The 15,269-nt window shown below is 59.1% G+C and carries 19 protein-coding genes and 2 pseudogenes; 10 read left to right on the forward strand and 11 right to left on the reverse strand.

The genetic code is table 11. The features are described 5' to 3' along the window. Positions 1–238 precede the first annotated feature (238 nt). Both LJD17_RS05220 and LJD17_RS05225 read right to left on the reverse strand, forming a co-directional pair. Positions 239–1,138, reverse strand: coding sequence for a haloalkane dehalogenase (locus tag LJD17_RS05220; protein ID WP_227383099.1), 900 nt, complete (start codon positions 1,136–1,138; stop codon positions 239–241). Further along, the gene (locus tag LJD17_RS05225; RefSeq protein WP_227383100.1) at positions 1,128–1,730 is read right to left on the reverse strand and encodes a TetR/AcrR family transcriptional regulator; all 603 of its coding nucleotides are present in this window, start codon (positions 1,728–1,730) and stop codon (positions 1,128–1,130) included. Before LJD17_RS05225 ends, LJD17_RS05220 begins: the two co-directional genes overlap by 11 nt. Before the next feature lie 366 nt (positions 1,731–2,096). Between LJD17_RS05225 and LJD17_RS05230 the strand changes: the two genes are divergently transcribed. The 4 genes from LJD17_RS05230 (at position 2,097) to LJD17_RS05245 (ending at position 5,373) form a co-directional block, all read left to right on the forward strand. After that, positions 2,097–2,822 (forward strand): DUF2270 domain-containing protein, encoded by a 726-nt coding sequence (locus LJD17_RS05230; protein ID WP_227383101.1) that lies wholly within the window; start codon positions 2,097–2,099, stop codon positions 2,820–2,822. A gap of 230 nt (positions 2,823–3,052) precedes the next feature. Then, entirely contained in the window at positions 3,053–3,385 is a 333-nt protein-coding gene (locus tag LJD17_RS05235) for a YciI family protein (protein WP_319799684.1), read from the forward strand. A 4-nt stretch (positions 3,386–3,389) separates the two neighbouring features. Next, the gene (locus LJD17_RS05240) at positions 3,390–4,346 is read left to right on the forward strand and encodes an RNA polymerase sigma factor (protein ID WP_319799677.1); all 957 of its coding nucleotides are present in this window, start codon (positions 3,390–3,392) and stop codon (positions 4,344–4,346) included. Positions 4,347–4,833: 487 nt separating this feature from the next. Next, complete coding sequence (locus LJD17_RS05245) at positions 4,834–5,373, forward strand: hypothetical protein (RefSeq protein WP_227383103.1); 540 nt, start codon at positions 4,834–4,836, stop codon at positions 5,371–5,373. A 121-nt stretch (positions 5,374–5,494) separates the two neighbouring features. On the opposite strand, the gene LJD17_RS05250 is transcribed toward LJD17_RS05245, so the two are convergent. The 4 genes from LJD17_RS05250 to LJD17_RS05265 all read right to left on the reverse strand — a co-directional run bounded on the left by LJD17_RS05250 (position 5,495) and on the right by LJD17_RS05265 (position 6,944). After that, positions 5,495–5,767, reverse strand: a complete 273-nt coding sequence (locus LJD17_RS05250) for a hypothetical protein (protein ID WP_227383104.1) — start codon at positions 5,765–5,767, stop codon at positions 5,495–5,497. 263 nt (positions 5,768–6,030) lie between these two features. Further along, positions 6,031–6,366, reverse strand: a complete 336-nt coding sequence (locus LJD17_RS05255) for a response regulator (RefSeq protein WP_227383105.1) — start codon at positions 6,364–6,366, stop codon at positions 6,031–6,033. A 1-nt stretch (position 6,367) separates the two neighbouring features. Further along, positions 6,368–6,766 (reverse strand): response regulator, encoded by a 399-nt coding sequence (locus LJD17_RS05260; protein ID WP_227383106.1) that lies wholly within the window; start codon positions 6,764–6,766, stop codon positions 6,368–6,370. Further along, complete coding sequence (locus LJD17_RS05265) at positions 6,747–6,944, reverse strand: hypothetical protein (protein WP_227383107.1); 198 nt, start codon at positions 6,942–6,944, stop codon at positions 6,747–6,749. Before LJD17_RS05265 ends, LJD17_RS05260 begins: the two co-directional genes overlap by 20 nt. A gap of 198 nt (positions 6,945–7,142) precedes the next feature. Here LJD17_RS05265 and LJD17_RS05270 point away from each other — a divergent pair, with 198 nt between their 5' ends. After that, complete coding sequence (locus tag LJD17_RS05270; RefSeq protein ID WP_227383108.1) at positions 7,143–7,460, forward strand: ArsR/SmtB family transcription factor; 318 nt, start codon at positions 7,143–7,145, stop codon at positions 7,458–7,460. Positions 7,461–7,543: 83 nt separating this feature from the next. Here the strand turns inward: LJD17_RS05270 and LJD17_RS05275 are convergent, their stop codons facing one another. From LJD17_RS05275 to LJD17_RS05285, 3 genes are all read right to left on the reverse strand, one after another. Next, positions 7,544–7,888 (reverse strand): hypothetical protein, encoded by a 345-nt coding sequence (locus tag LJD17_RS05275; protein WP_227383109.1) that lies wholly within the window; start codon positions 7,886–7,888, stop codon positions 7,544–7,546. 230 nt (positions 7,889–8,118) lie between these two features. Beyond that, positions 8,119–8,880: an SDR family NAD(P)-dependent oxidoreductase gene (locus LJD17_RS05280; protein WP_227383110.1), complete on the reverse strand. Its 762-nt coding sequence runs from the start codon at positions 8,878–8,880 to the stop codon at positions 8,119–8,121. Between the two features lie 137 nt (positions 8,881–9,017). After that, a complete protein-coding gene (locus tag LJD17_RS05285) occupies positions 9,018–9,518 on the reverse strand; it encodes a fasciclin domain-containing protein (protein ID WP_227383111.1) in 501 nt (166 codons plus the stop codon). Between the two features lie 194 nt (positions 9,519–9,712). Between LJD17_RS05285 and LJD17_RS05290 the strand changes: the two genes are divergently transcribed. The 5 genes and pseudogenes from LJD17_RS05290 to LJD17_RS05305 all read left to right on the forward strand — a co-directional run bounded on the left by LJD17_RS05290 (position 9,713) and on the right by LJD17_RS05305 (position 12,695). Continuing rightward, positions 9,713–10,297 carry a helix-turn-helix domain-containing protein gene (locus tag LJD17_RS05290; RefSeq protein WP_227383112.1) on the forward strand — a complete coding sequence of 195 codons (585 nt, stop codon included), beginning with the start codon at positions 9,713–9,715 and terminating at the stop codon, positions 10,295–10,297. A gap of 842 nt (positions 10,298–11,139) precedes the next feature. After that, on the forward strand, positions 11,140–11,727 hold the full coding sequence (locus LJD17_RS05295) for an autotransporter-associated beta strand repeat-containing protein (RefSeq protein ID WP_227383113.1): 588 nt from the start codon (positions 11,140–11,142) through the stop codon (positions 11,725–11,727). Between the two features lie 6 nt (positions 11,728–11,733). Further along, a pseudogene (locus LJD17_RS24330) lies at positions 11,734–12,069 on the forward strand (autotransporter-associated beta strand repeat-containing protein); the annotation flags it as partial. A gap of 57 nt (positions 12,070–12,126) precedes the next feature. Continuing rightward, positions 12,127–12,270 (forward strand): autotransporter-associated beta strand repeat-containing protein, encoded by a 144-nt coding sequence (locus LJD17_RS24335; protein ID WP_264478294.1) that lies wholly within the window; start codon positions 12,127–12,129, stop codon positions 12,268–12,270. Then, positions 12,267–12,695: an autotransporter outer membrane beta-barrel domain-containing protein gene (locus tag LJD17_RS05305; protein WP_227383114.1), complete on the forward strand. Its 429-nt coding sequence runs from the start codon at positions 12,267–12,269 to the stop codon at positions 12,693–12,695. The genes LJD17_RS24335 and LJD17_RS05305 overlap by 4 nt, the downstream gene beginning before the upstream one ends. Positions 12,696–12,842: 147 nt before the next feature. On the opposite strand, the pseudogene LJD17_RS05310 reads toward LJD17_RS05305, so the two are convergent. Further along, a pseudogene (locus LJD17_RS05310) lies at positions 12,843–13,261 on the reverse strand (hypothetical protein); the annotation flags it as partial. 1,291 nt (positions 13,262–14,552) lie between these two features. Next, positions 14,553–15,104 carry an ImuA family protein gene (locus tag LJD17_RS05315; RefSeq protein WP_319799678.1) on the reverse strand — a complete coding sequence of 184 codons (552 nt, stop codon included), beginning with the start codon at positions 15,102–15,104 and terminating at the stop codon, positions 14,553–14,555. Positions 15,105–15,269 lie beyond the last annotated feature (165 nt).

Below are 15,269 nucleotides of genomic sequence, written 5' to 3' on the forward strand. Positions count from 1 at the left end.
GTCTGTCTTGAGACAGAATGAACCTTTTTGCTGCAAACCCTTCGCCCGCATTCTGCGAAATGGTGAGGTTTTCTCCCTACCTCTGATGAATGTCGGCTTTTGACCTCACGGAGACCTTAGGCGGATGGAAAGTGGATGGGCAACAAGCCTGTCTTGTTCGCAGGAAGCTTACGTGGTCTGCCTGCACATCATTCCTTGTGAAGGGACGACCCTAGCCAGCCTGGTTTGCCGCACGTTCTCAAGCCGCGACACCGCTAGTTCGGTTTTCGGTGTCGGAGATCAGCTCAACCACTCCATGGGCGATTGCGTCCGGCTGATCTTCCTGAAGATAATGTGCACCAGCTCCGACATGGGCCACGCGGCAGTGCCTCAGAGTTGACGCGAAAGTTTCCGCAAAGGCAGGTGAGACGAGCGCCCCAGGATCGCCAACAAACAGCGTTTTTGGATAATCAGAGTTGCGCAAGGCGCCATGAGCAGCTTCGAGCGTTGACCAAACGTCAGCCGGCTCTCCCGCGATCGGCAACTCGTTCGGCAGACGCCAAGTTGGCCTGCGTGTTTCAGGAGTGGGGAAAGGTGCACGGTAGACAGCCATTTCCTCGTCGGTAAGCTGACGCTTGACCGAACCAGGAAGTATGCGCTCAACAAACGCATTGCCCTCCAGTATCATGGTCTCACCCAATCCGGGCGTCCTGAATTTCTGGAAAATCTCACGGGCTGCGGCAAGCTGGTGAAAGTCCTCCCAGCTCGGCATTGGTCGGATGAACTCCATGAACGCGAGCCCACGGACGAACTCTGGTCGTCTTGCTGCAAGCTCAAACGCGAGCGCCGTGCCCCAATCCTGCGCGATGAGGTAAGCGGACGTAATCCCGCAAGCGTTAATGAAAGCGTCGAGGTAACGAACGTGATCCGCGAACCGGTATGCGATATCCGGTTTGCCCGATTGTCCGAAGCCAACAAGGTCCGGAGCAATACAATGCGCCACGTTCGCCACGTGAGGAATGATATTGCGCCAGATATAGGATGAGGTCGGGTTGCCGTGCAGGAACAGTGCGACGGGTGCGCCGACAAGACCAGCTTCGCGATAGGCCATCGTCGTGTCGAGGACTGCTCGACGCGGTAGGGTGACATCAGGGATCATGGGTTCCGTCCTTATTGAAGACAGTGGCAAAGGCGATGCGCTTAAAGCGCTCGAGAGGAGCGGCATTACGCTCGACCTTCATGCGAAGGATGGCCCCCTCCCAGGAAGAGATCAGGAAGTCTGCGAGCTCCTCAGCCGGAAACGTCGAGGCGATGGAGCCGTCACGCTGGCCTTCCGCAATACAGGCCGCGAAGGGGCGCAGCCACTCGCGATAGATCACAACCAGCTTCTCACGCAGCACTTCGCTGACCTGCGCCGTCTCAAGGCTGAAGTCGCCGATGAGGCACCCGCGCGTGAAGCCATCGTGAGCGAGTCGATCGGTAATGAGATCCAAGTAGCGACGCAGGCGCTCCCGGGGTGAAATATCGGGATCATCGAGAGCTTGGCTCACCAACGCCCGGGTGTGTTCGAAGTATCGGTCGAGCACTTCACCCGCGAAGGCTTCCTTGGAGCGGAAGTGGTTTGTGAAGGATCCCTGGGGGGCCGACGCCTCGCTGACGATGTCGCGCACACCCGAACCGTGAAAGCCTTTTCGGAACATCACGTTTAGCCCGGCCGAAAGGATAGTTTCTCTGAGCGATTCTTTTGCCATGGTGTTTTAATACGCACGTACGTATTGAAATACAACCCCTAAAGATGTGCTTGGCCGAGGGGTTCGGCGCATTGAAAACATCGAAGCCTGCCTGGAATCCTGGCGTGGGGCCGCGGCTCGCCCAACCCTGTTGGCCTATGTCCCTAACCGAAGGCTTTCTCCGCCGGTCGCGGCCCGAGCCAATCGCCGCCTGCTCTTTTGGCTCTGTTGCCATAAGATCAAGTGATGCCGATGGTCGTTGGAGGAATGATCAACGCCCCTATGAAAGTGCTATAGTACTTCGTCGCCGCTGAGAGCCGGTTCCAGACGAGGGGCTCTACCGACTGTCAGGGTCTCGCTGCCGTCCCGAGCTGAGGGAGGGGTAAGATGCTCCCGAAGAACGATCCGAGTTCCGTCCAGGTTCTCCATCCCACTATTACGGTGCCGGTGTTTCCGGCCACCTCGACAGAATTCATCACTGTTCTGGTGCATTATCATCGCGCTGAGATCGCCCGCATGGCCGGCTGGCGCGACCGGATCGACCGCACAACCAACTGGGCCATCACCGTGGTGGCCGCCATGCTCTCCGTTTCGCTCTCCACGCCGACCGCTCATCATGGCGTTCTGCTCTTCGCCATGGTGCTGGTGTTGCTGCTGTTGGTCATCGAGGCGCGCCGCTACCGCTTCTTTGACGTCTACCGCAACCGCGTGCGCCGGCTGGAGCGCAACTACTACGCTCAGATCTTTGCTCCCGAAGAGGGAACAACGGACGAGTGGATCCACAGGCTGGGTGATGACCTTAGGCGGCCCCTCTTCCTGACCAGTCAAAGCCAGGCGATCTCGCGTCGTCTCCGGCGCAACTATTGCTGGATGTTTCTGATCCTGCTGTTTGCGTGGCTCGTGAAGACCACCTTCATCAGAATGCAGGAGAGCGCCGCCGAGACTCATCTGGTCGCCTCCGTGGGGGAGTGGGTGCGGAATGCCGCAATCGGCCCGGCTCCTGGCTGGCTTGTGATCGCCGCTGTTACGATCTTCTATGGCTGGATTCTCCACGCCACCTTGCGCAAACCGATGGGCGAAGGTGAACTGGCCTTCGGAGACGTGCATGTCTGAAGAGCGATCGGTTGCTTCCTGCCAGGCGCATTTCCAGCCTGCTCTTCGCCGCAAGCCATCATCGGCAAAGGGAAACCCGTCTGCTTGGAGAATCTAAAGGTGGCAGCTTGCAACCGTGCAGAAAAACCGGACACTCGTTGTGGATGCTGTCGAATTGGCCCGGGTTCAATCGACATTGGTGTGTCAGCCCAGTCCGGGCTGCCCACATCAGGAGAACAGCCTTGAAATACATGCTCATGATCTATCGCGACGAAGCAGCCTTCGCTCCCGGCCAAACGAGCGGCGCCCATTCCGGCGCTTACATTGCGTACGCGGATGCCCTTAAGGCAGCAGGCGTCCTGATCGGGGGGGACCGCCTCCAGCCGTCGTCAACGGCCAGCACCCTGCGGGCCGGCGATGGGGCACCCGAAATCCTCGATGGACCCTATGCCGACACGAAAGAGCAGTTCGGCGGCTTTTACATCATCGATGTCCCCGATCTTGACGCGGCCCTGCAATGGGCGGCTCGATGCCCTGCTACGACGCAGGGTGCCGTCGAGGTCCGTCCGATGTGGGTCGTCTGACGGTATGGGCGCGACCAGTCGCGCTTCGCAGGCCAGGGAGGCGGCAGAACGGGTCGCCAGGCACTCCTACGGCAAACTGGTCGCCTACCTCTCCGCCCGAACCCGGGACATCGCGGGGGCCGAGGACGCCTTGTCCGAAGCCTTCGCGGCCGCCCTCGACCAGTGGGATGCCGTTGGCATCCCGGCCAACCCGGAGGCATGGCTCCTGACCGTCGCCCGTCGGCGAATGGTCGATACGGCACGGCAGAGGGAAACCCGAGCAGGCGCGGCCGAACACCTCAAGCTGCTCGCAGACGAACTGCGGGACGCTGGCGAGGGCTCGGACATCCCCGATGAGCGCCTGCGGCTGATGTTCGCCTGCGCCCATCCGGCCATCGACCGCCAGATCCGAAGCCCCCTCATCCTTCAGACGGTCCTCGGCTTCGATGCCGCTACGATTGCAGGCTGTTACCTGGTCTCCCCGACCACGATGGGGCAGCGCCTTGTCCGAGCCAAGACCAAGATCAAGCAGGCCGGGATCGCCTTTCGGCTGCCGGAGCACCTGGAGATGCCTGAGCGGCTCGACGCCGTGCTGGAGGCGATCTATGCGGCCTTCACGGAAGGTTGGTCCGATCCTGCGGGAACGGAACAGCGCCGAAGGGAGCTCGCGCAAGAGGCGCTCTGGCTCGGCCGACTGGTCGCGAGGCTTCTGCCTGATGAACCCGAGGTGCTTGGCCTGCTCGCCCTCATGCTTCACCTTGAGGCGCGCCGACGCGCGCGTCGCGACCACCAGGGCGGCTATATTCCCCTGAATGACCAGGATCCGTCCAAGTGGGACACCATGCTCATCGCCGAGGCCGAGGACATTCTGCTCGGTGCAAGCCATAGGGGCCGGATCGGTCGCTATCAGCTCGAGGCGGCCGTGCAATCCGCCCATGCGATCCGGCGGTTCGGCCGGGCTCCGGACTGGACAGTGTTGTAAACCCTGTACGACGCGCTCCTGGCGATTACCGGTTCCCCCGTTGTGGCCATCAACCGCGCGATGGTGATCGCAGAAGCCCGGAGCCCTGAGGACGGGTTGGCTGTCCTATGCGAAGTCGACAACGATCATCGCCTGTCCCAATACCAGCCTTATTGGGCCGCCCGAGCGGAACTCCTGGCCCGCTGCGGACAAGCAGCAGTGGCCGATCAGGCCTATGCATGCGCAATCAGGCTGGAACCCGACCCGAGCGTTCGCCGCTTCCTGCAAGCTCGAAGAGAACGCATTTCGACTGCATCTGCCGCTATTGGGCCGAGCGGCGCGGTCGCCTCACCCAAGCCTCGTCGCTTTTTATGATCGCAAACGGGAAAATGCCCCGCTCGTTTAGGCACCTGCCCGACTCTTGATGGTTTTTGCTTCCGAATGCCGCTCTGAATTCTCGTTCAATGCACGTTCCGTCATAGTGCGAAGATGAACTGTGAGAGTTCCCATGGAAGTGCGTGCGATCGCCGGTCAGGAGCATGCAAAGGAACAAGCCCCAAACAGCGGCGGTAACGCATTCGGCACCATCGGCTCGCATATTATATCTTGTACGACCGACTTAAACGCTGGTTTTGCAACGAGATTCAGAACCGCGCCAACCATTGAACAATCGGGGACGGCACTACGACACCGAACAGCGAACCATCAGCCGACACCACATTCCATCACGTTTGCTTATTCGCGGATGAACGTCCCATACACACGGGTGTCACCTGGCTTGGCACCACTGGCAAGATCCATGAACAAAATCGATTTCAAAAAGGACCTCTCGACGATCTACACGGCGCCAACCGGCAGCTTTGCTGCCGTGAACGTACCAACTCTGCAATACATCAAGGTCGACGGAAAAGGCGACCCAAACTGCGGGCACCGCTATAGGAACGCAATCGAATGGCTTTATTCAGTAAGCTCCGCGATGAAATTTGCGGCCAAGACAAATTGGGAAGGGACTACGTCGTTCCGCTGCTTAAAGGCCTTTGATGGGTGATGCTGTGAGCAGTCTGGATCGTGAACCGCAGCCAGGGCTGGCACGAGCGCGGAGTCGGGCACTCGGCCGCATCGATCACCGGTCGGTGGACGCGTGGCAACAGGGAGACGGGTGGCCGTGGTCAGGACGATTCCGGCCCAAAATCCGCCGGAGGAGGATGGGAGATGGCCCTCTCATGCCGGGCAATCGCATCCAGGATGAGTTGGCGGTGGCCCCGCCAAGTCACCATGGTCTCTTCCAGCAACCGCAGTAACTCCCTGGCCACGACCGTGTCGTAGCCCTGCTCGGTCATTCTGCGGATCAGGGTGATCTGCTCGGCGATCCGCTGCTCGCCCCCGGAAAGATGTCGATCTGCCATGATCAGGTCTTCGCGCTCTCGTTGGAGGTCGCTCATGGCGCCATACCTCAACCATCAGGCGGGAGCGCGCTTATCTCTCAGCCATCAGCGCCTACGGTTCGGATCGGCTGATGGTGGAGCCAGTATGCGCCTGTTCGGGCATACGTCCAAACGCTGCAGTATCGAATGCGCCGGATGAAGTCGGGATGAGCCAAGCGGAGCCGGGGCTGCGGCGACACTCCAGCCAATCTGCCTCAGCGTGTTCATGGCCGCGGCATGTGCATCATGTCTTGGATGTGCCGGATGAGGGTGGCCGCCCCTTAGGACTTCGGAATGAACTGTCCGTGGTCCGGGATCTCGTCGGGATGCGGTCGGGCGTTGCCGGAGGAGATCAGCAACAGGACGTGTGGCCAGCGTCGGTAAACCTGCTCGGCGAGAGCCATGCCGTCCATCGAGCCGGGCATGTCGACGTCGGTGAACAGCACATGGACTTCGTCTGAACGCACCTCCAGCACTGCCAGGGCAACGTCCGCGTTCCCAGCCTCCAGAACCTGGAAGCCCGCCTCCTCAAGTTCATCGGCCGCCGCCATGCGCACCAGCGGCTCGTCTTCCACCAGAAGAACGACGAGAGGGGCGCCGGTTCCGGACGATCCCATGTCACATCACCGGTGGCTGCGGGTCGTGGATGGCCTTCTCGGCTTGGACCAGCACGTCGAGGCCACGCCACGGCTTGGGCATGAAGGTGACGCCCTCCGGCAAATCGTCGGACATTGCGCCTGGATCGCCCGACGTGAGCACGACCCTGACCGTCGGCCAGAGCTTGCACGCAGCCTTGGCGAGCTGGACTCCGTCCATCTCGCCCGGGAGGCGAACATCGGCGAACATCATTGCCACCTCGCCACCGCGGTTCCGGAGGCAGTCCAAGGCGGCTTCCGCACTCTCGACTTCGACCACATCCAGAGGAGTCTCCTCGAGTAGGACGGCAGCGAGGGCCCGGATGTCGGGATCGTCCTCAACGATCAGCGCGAGGTGAGGTTCAGATTGCATCGCGGTCATGGTCGCCTTTCCCGATTTTCATCTGCCGGAGAATGGCAACGAGTGGTTCAGGGATCGGAGCCTCGGGCACGTCTCTGTAGGTCTCGGCGAATGCGCGAGCGATCATGAAGGTGGCAACATCCGGATGGACGTCGTTGATATGGAGCAGGCGCACGTCGCCTGAGGCGTCGTGGGACATCGGCACTCTCCTTGGGTACGCTCGGCGAGCCCATCGCGGGTGCTCACACCACCCTGGACTAACATACGTTAGTCGAGTGAACCGGTGATCTGGCCACAGGTTTCAGCGTGGCGGCAAAATATCCGTGCACCGTAAGGTATTTCGATAAATCTAGAAATATCAGTTGACGAGCGATTCAGAAATCCGCTTGCTACTTCCATGAATGTCGAACAAGCAGCCAGGCAACTCGAAGCGCTCGGGAACGTCACCCGGCTCCAGATCTACCGAACGCTGGTGCGGGCCGGAGCGGCTGGCCTGCCGGTCGGGCAGATCCAGGATCGCCTTGGCATCCCACCGTCGACGCTGTCGCACCATCTCCAGCGGCTCCTGCTGACCGGGCTGGTGACCCAGGAGCGGCAGGCCACCACCCTAATCTGCCGGGCCAGCGATCCGCCGATGAACAGCCTCATCGGCTTCCTGGCTGACGAGTGCTGCGCCGACGCCGGCTGCTCGACCCAGGCGGAGAATGCTGCGTGATTTATTTTTACCCAGTACTTCGATACTGCCGGAAATAAGAAAGGATACGCAAATGCCTGGCTTCATCTCGTTCGTCGCCTCCCTCACCCGTGGCCCGGAACCGTCGCCAGATTGCCACCCTTGGTGAATGGGATGACCATCTCCTGCGCGAGACAGGCTTCCAGCGGGCGGATGTCCTCACCGTCCTGGCCCAGCCCCGTCACCGCGATCCCTTGCGGATGCTCAAGATCATAGGATGCAACGGCGGCGTGCTCGTCGAGCGCGTACGCGACGGCTTCGCCCCTCGCCCCGCCTTCCACAGCATTCAGGCCGCATCCTTGCGCTCGCTGCGGGGTACGATTTGCAGAGCCCCGTCCGGCAAGGGACGCTGCAAGTTCAGAGCCTCGTCCGCTTTTCTCGCCAGCCGTGAAGGTGTTGAGCCGGCACACGCCTTTATGGCGATCCTGGACCCGGATGTGCGCCGGGGCGTTTGTTAATCTTGCGAAGGCTGCTGCCGACGATTCCCAAGCGCCTCATGACACAGAGTGAGCACGCTCGCTAAGAGGGCTTCACCCGCAAGCCGCGATGTGTGAGATCTCTTCGCAATCTTTGAAGAATGCGGTTCTGGATCGAACCGCGGCCTCGGATCCCGTACAAACGGATCACCTCAGGTCATTTATCAGAAGCGAATTGGCCGCCCATCCCAAGCAAAGAACCGCCCGGTTTGCGCTGGCGTCAGGGTATTCGTGACCGTGAGAAGCCGCTTTGCGGAGTCGACCGGTGAGAGGATCTTGTTGATTTCAATGCCGGCTCGAAAGGGGCGGCTGAGACGTGTATCAACGGTTCCCGGGTGCAGAGCTACACAGATAGCTTCAGGCCTCTGGCGACGAACTTCAATCGCAAAGGTTCGAATGAACTGGTTCAGCGCCGCTTTCGATGCACGATAGCCGTACCACCCCCCAAGCTGGTTATCTTCGATGCTGCCGACGCGTGCAGAGAGCACAGCAAAGACACTTTTGCCCGCTTTCGGCAAAAGCGGCAGCATATGCTTGCCCACGAGAGCAGGGCCAATCGCATTGATGCGAAAGATCTTAAGGAGATGCTCCGGATCAAGGCTGCGATAGGTTTTCTCGGGCTGGAGGGCGGCGTCGTGAAGGAATCCGGTCGCGACTAGGATGAAGCGCAAGGGAGCGCCTTCGATAAGCTCCTTGGCTCTGGCAGCAATGCTCGCCTCGTTCTCGATATCGATTCTTCCCACATGCACACCCGGCGAGCGCTTGTCGGTTACCGTGCGGGAAAACGCGTGAACGGCTTCGAACCCTTCAGACACAAGAAGGTCCGTGACGGCAGATCCGATGCCACCGGACGCGCCAATGACAAGGGCACGGGCCGGTCGCTCGAGGCTGTTCAGGAGCAGCGAACTTGAGTCGCCTGGACGCATTGCGATCCTCTGTTCTTCCCGGCACGCGCCCATTGCTGAATGCTGCGTGCGGGCGGCATCGCGAACTGAGCCGCAACAGCACCAAGGCGCCAAAAGAAGAAGCCTGGAGCACCGGAGGGATGCTCCAGGCCGCAAGATCAGTTGTTCGGTGGAAGGATCACGGTATCGACGACATGAATGACGCCGTTCGAAGCCGCGATATCTGTCTGAGTGACATTGGCATCGTTGATCATGACGCCCGAGCCTTTCGTGCTTATTCTCAGGGCCTTGCCGTTCACCGTTTTCGCTTCCTTGATCTTGACGACATCAGCCGCCGTCACCCGCCCGGGAACGACGTGATAGGTCAGGATTGCGGTAAGCTTGTCTTTATTCTCCGGCTTTAGAAGGTTCTCGACCGTTCCGGCAGGCAGCTTAGCGAAGGCTGCATCGGTGGGCGCGAAGACCGTGAATGGGCCTGAGCCCTTGAGCGTAGAGACGAGACCCGCTTCATTGAGTGCGGCCGCAAGAGTCTTGAACTGGCCGGCTGCGGCGGCCGTTTGGACGATGTCCTGGTCGGCTGCGCGAGCATCATTGCCGGCAGCCACAAGGCCTAGAGCCGCAACAGTCGCGATCACCAAACTCCTGATTTCGAATTTCATTGTTCATGCTCCTTGCACGGGATGGCTCGGTCGCTCAGCGGCGACCGCGGAGAACCATTACGCTGGCCTCGGCTATTATCATTTCATGAAAAACTCTTTGAACGTTACTCACATTTTCGTGACATGAACATTGATTTTCTTGACATGAAAAATGCCGTCGCTTTAATTGATCCAAGAGAAAACGGAGGCGCAAAATGCTGTCGGAGACGCTGGCTGCCGGGCTGGGGCAATACGAGATCGGCCGCAAGATACGTGTGCTGCGCCAGAGTAAGAAGCTTGGCCTCGTGCAACTCGGAGAGCATACGAGCCTGTCGCCGGCTCTGCTCTCGAAGATCGAGCGCGGGCAGATCATCCCGACGTTGCCGACCCTGCTGCGCATTGCTCTTGTGTTCGGCGTTGGTCTCGATCATTTCTTTGCCGAAACGTCCGACCGACCCAAGGTCGCGGTGGTCCGCAAGTCGGAAAGGTTGCGCTTACCGGACCGTCCTGGGGAGCAAGTGCCGTCCTACTTCTTTGAGAGCCTCGATTTCCCCGTCGCCGATCGCAAATTGCAGGCGTTCCTTGCGGAATTTCCGGCGTCGTCGAAGGAATCGAAGCCGCACCAGCACAACGGCGCGGAACTGGTCTACGTGCTCAAGGGGCGGCTCACCATCAACATTGCAGACGGCGACTTCGTCCTTAGCGAGGGTGACGCCATCTATTTCGACTCTAGCGCGCCGCACAGCTACAGGTGCGAGGAACGCACTCCATGCTCGGCCATCGTGGTGACGACGCCGTGAGGTTCAGCGCTCAACACTCATGCTGCACGGGTGCACCCATAGCATCGGGCAAGGAGCCGACATTGTGGTCAGGCTGCGTCCTTCCGCTCGCTGCGGGCGACGATTTGGAGAGTTCCATCGGGTAAGGGCCGCTGAAGCTTCATGGCCTCCTAGAGACGCCCCATTCATCGACGGGCGGAGCCACGGCGCTTCTCGCCTTCCGAGAAGGTGTCGAGCTGGCGCAGGCCTTTATGGCGATCAGGAGCCCAGATGTCCTGCGGGCGTTCGTTAATCGTGCGAAGACAGCAGCTGAAGATGCCCAGGCTTTTCACGAGACAGGATGGGGCCTGCCGCCGCGAGCGCTTCACCCGCAGCCTACGAAATGTGTGTCTCCTCCCCACCTCTGACGGGCGTCAGCGTTCGCCCCATTCCTGACCTTGTCCTAAGAAGGGAGATAGCAGGTTCGTCCTCGCGGACAATCCCCGTTGCCATTGGATTACATGCCTCGAGAAATGTTTGGCCAGCCGCGTTCCAAGCTGGATGTCGCGGCTTCTTCTCCTAATGTCCGGAGCGGTCGAAGGAGTGGGTGGTTTGTCTCAAGGCCACCGGCAGGACGCCAAATGCGCCAGCTTTCCCGATCCATTGTGGAGACGTGCGGTCGTCCGGAGCCTCGTTACGTGAGAGGGAGGAGGTACCGGCCCTTCGTCATTCTCGTGCTGGGCTCTGTCTCAGCCTCCATCCTGCTCTCTTCCACTCGGGTTGAGGCACAAACCTATATCAATGGGGTCTGGGGGCTTCGTGTGGAATAACCCAAGTGCGTGGAACGGGGCGGCTATCCGGATAGCGCAACCGCGAACGTATCATTGCTGGCACCCATCAGTGCCTCTTATGGCTTCCTGATCCGCACCTATACGGTCAACAGCTTGTTCCTCCCGGGCGGATCCCTCCTGGACCCTGATGCCCGCTACATCTTCAGGGATGGCGGTTTGATCATGACCGGCAGTGCGCCGCGCATCGTTTACGGCTCTTCGCCGTCGCCACAGGTCAGTACGGCGGAGTTCAGTGGCTCGATGACGCTGGAACTGCAAAGTACCACAACGTTCAATGGCACTGCCGGAACGGCGTCGTTCTGGGCCCCCAGCCCCATCAGCGGCGCAGGAGGATTGACCAAATCGGGTCTTGGACGACTGGTCCTTGCAGGGCCAAACATCTATACGGGCGGAACGCGCATTGAGGGCGGCACGCTCCAAGTCGATGGGGCGGGCACTCTGACGCTCTCGGGCGACAACACCCCTTCCGGCACCACGACCATCAACTCGGGCACGATCCAGGTCGGCGATGGCGGCAGCACCGGAACGCTGGATTCGGGCAATGTGATCAACAATGCCACGCTGGTCTTCAACCGCTCGAATGATCAGACGGTATCGAACGTCATCTCCGGCACCAGATGACTCCGCCAGATAGGCACTGGACGGCTGGAGCTGACGGGCGCCAACTCCTATACCGGCGACATGTTCATCGGCGGAGAACTGCTGGCCTCGGCCGATTGCAATCTCGGTGCGCCGACCGGCGACATGACGTTCAGCAACGGTACGCTCCTGCTCGGCTCGCCCTTCGATCTGGCTGCGGGCCGCAGGCTCGTTATGAACCTTGGGTTTGGCGTCATCGACACCAATGGCCATGACATGACCGTGCGCTCCGCGATTACAGGCAACGCTTCCTTCGTCAAGGACGGACTCGGGACCTTGACTCTGGTCGGCCCGAACACGTTCACGGGTCGGACGATCCTCGCTCAGGGCGCGATCGAGAACAGGTCTGAGCTGGTTATCAATCAACAAACCGACGGCGCGATGGCGCAGTCCATCGACGGAGCGGGAATCCTGACCAAGCGCGGCGTGGGGCGCCTAGATCTGACAGGCACGAGCACGATGACCGGCAACAGCTTCGTGCGCGACGGCAACCTTGCGGTGAACGGGTCCATTTTGGCCGGATGAAGCTCGAGCCAGTCCTCGGCGCCACGGTCATGCGTCCGCATCTGGACGGCTTCCAGGAGGACGGTGGCGCGGCAGCCCTGACCGGCTACGGCCGCAACTACGAACTCGGCACGACCACGCTCGGTATCCGCGCCGAGGCTCGGCTTGGTGCGGATCTTCCGCTCAGCGTGCACGGGCTGGTGGGCTGGCGGCATTCCGTTGGGGACATGCATCCCTCTGCGTTGCTGGCCCTTTCGGGCGGTTTGTCGGCATTCAACGTTGCGGGCATCCCGGTCGACCGCGATGCCTTGGTGGCCGAGTCAGGCCTCGAATGGGAGATGGGCAGGGACATGACGCTTGGCGTATCTTACTCGGATCAGGTCGGACAGCGGGCGCAGGAGCATGCGGTGAAGGGCAACTTCACCTGGCGCTTCGAGACGAAATGAAGGCCAACTGGCGGGCCTGCCGATGGTGGTCGAAAACAACAAATCCAAGGGAGCGCATACGCATCGCCCTTGAACCCTTGTGCGCCGTGTAACGCGAGTGCGATTACGGGAAGGTCCGTTCCTGGCACGAAGCCGGCCTTTTGATTGTGCCGCATCCTTGCGCTTGCCGCGGGCGATGATCTGCAGAGCGCCATCGGGCAAAGGCCGCTGGAGGTTTAAGGCTTTCTCTGTCGGCGCATTCAGCCAAGCGTCGTATGCGTCCGCTGTTGTGGGAATGAGGTGAGCGGCACCAGGCAACGATACTGCGGTTTGAGCCAGCCGCGCCAAAAAGGGCTCTTGACGTTCCGCACGTTCGTCACTGGTGGACCATTGACGTTCGGCGGGGATGGAGAGCCTCAGCGCATCATCAGCAGTTCGCGCTCGCCATCGTGGTCCCTGGCAACCGGCGCCATCTGATCCGGGAAGATCCCGGGCATGGGCGGAAGGTTGCCGGTGCGGTCATGCCGGATCCGGAACAGCTGCCGGATCGCGTCCTGCGCCTTGGTGATCGAGTAGAGATTGCACATACGGGCAGGTTAGCAAACCAAGGAGACACTGCAAGTTACGCACTTTCGCTTCAGTATCATCAGCGCCGAGACTTCCAAGCTGGTGCCGCAATTCGAAAAGCGCTGTTGGTAGCTTGACCGCCACCCGCCTCGGAACTTCAATGTTCACGGTGCGGCGATATCCCAACTACGTTCTCACACGCCATAGAGCAGACATGTCGACGTATGCCTGTGAAATCATGGGAGAAGGTCGGTTCGTTCGACATCTGGGTCGGCCAAAAGCGATCTGGGTTCTTTACCCGCGGTCGTGTGGATTAGAACCCCTCTCCGTTTAGAGAGTTGAACACACGTTGTAACTGTATAATTTGCTAGATGCTAGCCCTGATTGAAAATCAGACGTCATCTCATGAGCGAGCAGAAAGAGCAAGAAAGCGGAAAGGGATTGCTGTACACGGGAAGTGGTTCATTCGCGAACGTATAAATACAATATTAGCGAATTTTCTACTCATAGACATCTCTAATACTCATGCGCAGCTATTTTAGATAACGCACATGCCAGAAAATTACAACGAAACTCCAGGTCAACGTGCAATAGACACAATGCCCACAATAATATTCATCAAGGCGTTTCTTATCTACGGCTTTGTATTCCCACTTACGTTGATATGGCTATCGAACTCCCTTCCTTCATCGTCGCTTCTCGAGAAACTACTTTACTATTTATGGCCAGCGTCTCAATATCATATCAAAGCTATAATTGACGCTGGCAGCCTCTTCTCAAACACCTACATATACAATTTCTTCTTATTTAACGTAATATTCGGAATAGGTATATTTATTACCACATTGTATTCGCTAAAATATCCCTTACACATAATAAATACATATTTATCAAAATTCAAACTGATAGATTATCGCCTTCTTTATATATATATATCCCTCTTTCTCTGTTTTTAATTTTCCTAGACTCACCTAGTACAAAATCCCTTTATGGCTTCAATCCTAATTGGTTTTACCACACAATAATTAGAATGTGGCTAGTCTATATCTTATGTCTCGCCCCCATCTACATATTTTTTCACCTTGCATTACTAAAGATCAGCGCGACAATAAGCGAAAATAGGCAGCACTCCAATGTCTGAATGGTTTGGCAAGGTGGCTATACAACAAATGGCGGCCCGTTCAGTGTTGGACTGGGATACATCGACTTCGATGACCTTGGCCACGTCGTCAATCAGGATTTGGATCGCCTAGGGCAAGGCTACAGGGCCATCGACACAGTATTTGGGTTGGGCTCTATCGGATATGCTGCCTACAACGAAGGAATGTGGGGAGCGACACGTGTGACAGCGGCCGTGGGAAGAATAGTTAGCTCCTTCTCGGCAACAGTCCACCAGCGGCGCAGGGCAAGAGCCGTGACACCGGAGGCTTGCGCCGCCAGTTGGAGACGTCGTGAGGATGTCAGACCAAGCCGCGTCACCTCGCCGATGACCGCGGCCAAGCTTTTCTCGCGAAGTCCCTCCTCCATGCTGGGAAGAATGTCGCGCTCGCGAAAGGCCTCCGCATAAATGATGCGATCAGGGTGAAGGCCGGCTCCCGCGAGGCTGGGGGCAAACAGATCTCGCCGGTTAAGACACCACAGCACCGGCCCTTTGAGCCGAGCGGCAATGCCAGCCACGAACAGGGTCGCAGAACCGGCAAACTCCGCAGCAAGCCCGCCTTCTATGACCTCGTGCAAAGCTCCCCGCGCCAGACCATGGCCCGGAAGGTCAGCATCGAGTTCCGCGAGACCGAACGGCAGATGAAGCTTTCGCACAGAGCCGGCGCCAAGGCTTTCGAGCTGGTGCCGTAACTCGGCAAGCACTGTCTGTTGCCTGGCCCGCATGCGCCTTGCACCCCTCACCGTCTGCAATGTGTCGATGTTCCTATTATGTTCTCACATGCCGTAGAGTCGCCCTGTCGCAGAAAGCCTGTGAAATCTGGGGAGAAACTTGTTACGATTGATCGTTAAGTCATCTGAAAACAATTT

The sequence above is a fragment of the Microvirga rosea genome, from assembly GCF_020595095.1.
Lineage (GTDB): Bacteria > Pseudomonadota > Alphaproteobacteria > Rhizobiales > Beijerinckiaceae > Microvirga > Microvirga rosea.

Bases quoted from the DNA above. Each gene is read 5' to 3' on its own strand.
- LJD17_RS05220 (WP_227383099.1), bottom strand. From the start codon at position 1,138: ATGATCCCTGATGTCACCCTACCGCGTCGAGCAGTCCTCGACACGACG.
- LJD17_RS05225 (WP_227383100.1), bottom strand. From the start codon at position 1,730: ATGGCAAAAGAATCGCTCAGAGAAACTATCCTTTCGGCCGGGCTAAAC.
- LJD17_RS05230 (WP_227383101.1), top strand. From the start codon at position 2,097: ATGCTCCCGAAGAACGATCCGAGTTCCGTCCAGGTTCTCCATCCCACT.
- LJD17_RS05235 (WP_319799684.1), top strand. From the start codon at position 3,053: ATGCTCATGATCTATCGCGACGAAGCAGCCTTCGCTCCCGGCCAAACG.
- LJD17_RS05240 (WP_319799677.1), top strand. From the start codon at position 3,390: ATGGGCGCGACCAGTCGCGCTTCGCAGGCCAGGGAGGCGGCAGAACGG.
- LJD17_RS05245 (WP_227383103.1), top strand. From the start codon at position 4,834: ATGGAAGTGCGTGCGATCGCCGGTCAGGAGCATGCAAAGGAACAAGCC.
- LJD17_RS05250 (WP_227383104.1), bottom strand. From the start codon at position 5,767: ATGAGCGACCTCCAACGAGAGCGCGAAGACCTGATCATGGCAGATCGA.
- LJD17_RS05255 (WP_227383105.1), bottom strand. From the start codon at position 6,366: ATGGGATCGTCCGGAACCGGCGCCCCTCTCGTCGTTCTTCTGGTGGAA.
- LJD17_RS05260 (WP_227383106.1), bottom strand. From the start codon at position 6,766: ATGACCGCGATGCAATCTGAACCTCACCTCGCGCTGATCGTTGAGGAC.
- LJD17_RS05265 (WP_227383107.1), bottom strand. From the start codon at position 6,944: ATGTCCCACGACGCCTCAGGCGACGTGCGCCTGCTCCATATCAACGAC.
- LJD17_RS05270 (WP_227383108.1), top strand. From the start codon at position 7,143: ATGAATGTCGAACAAGCAGCCAGGCAACTCGAAGCGCTCGGGAACGTC.
- LJD17_RS05280 (WP_227383110.1), bottom strand. From the start codon at position 8,880: ATGCGTCCAGGCGACTCAAGTTCGCTGCTCCTGAACAGCCTCGAGCGA.
- LJD17_RS05285 (WP_227383111.1), bottom strand. From the start codon at position 9,518: ATGAAATTCGAAATCAGGAGTTTGGTGATCGCGACTGTTGCGGCTCTA.
- LJD17_RS05290 (WP_227383112.1), top strand. From the start codon at position 9,713: ATGCTGTCGGAGACGCTGGCTGCCGGGCTGGGGCAATACGAGATCGGC.
- LJD17_RS24335 (WP_264478294.1), top strand. From the start codon at position 12,127: ATGGCGCAGTCCATCGACGGAGCGGGAATCCTGACCAAGCGCGGCGTG.
- LJD17_RS05305 (WP_227383114.1), top strand. From the start codon at position 12,267: ATGAAGCTCGAGCCAGTCCTCGGCGCCACGGTCATGCGTCCGCATCTG.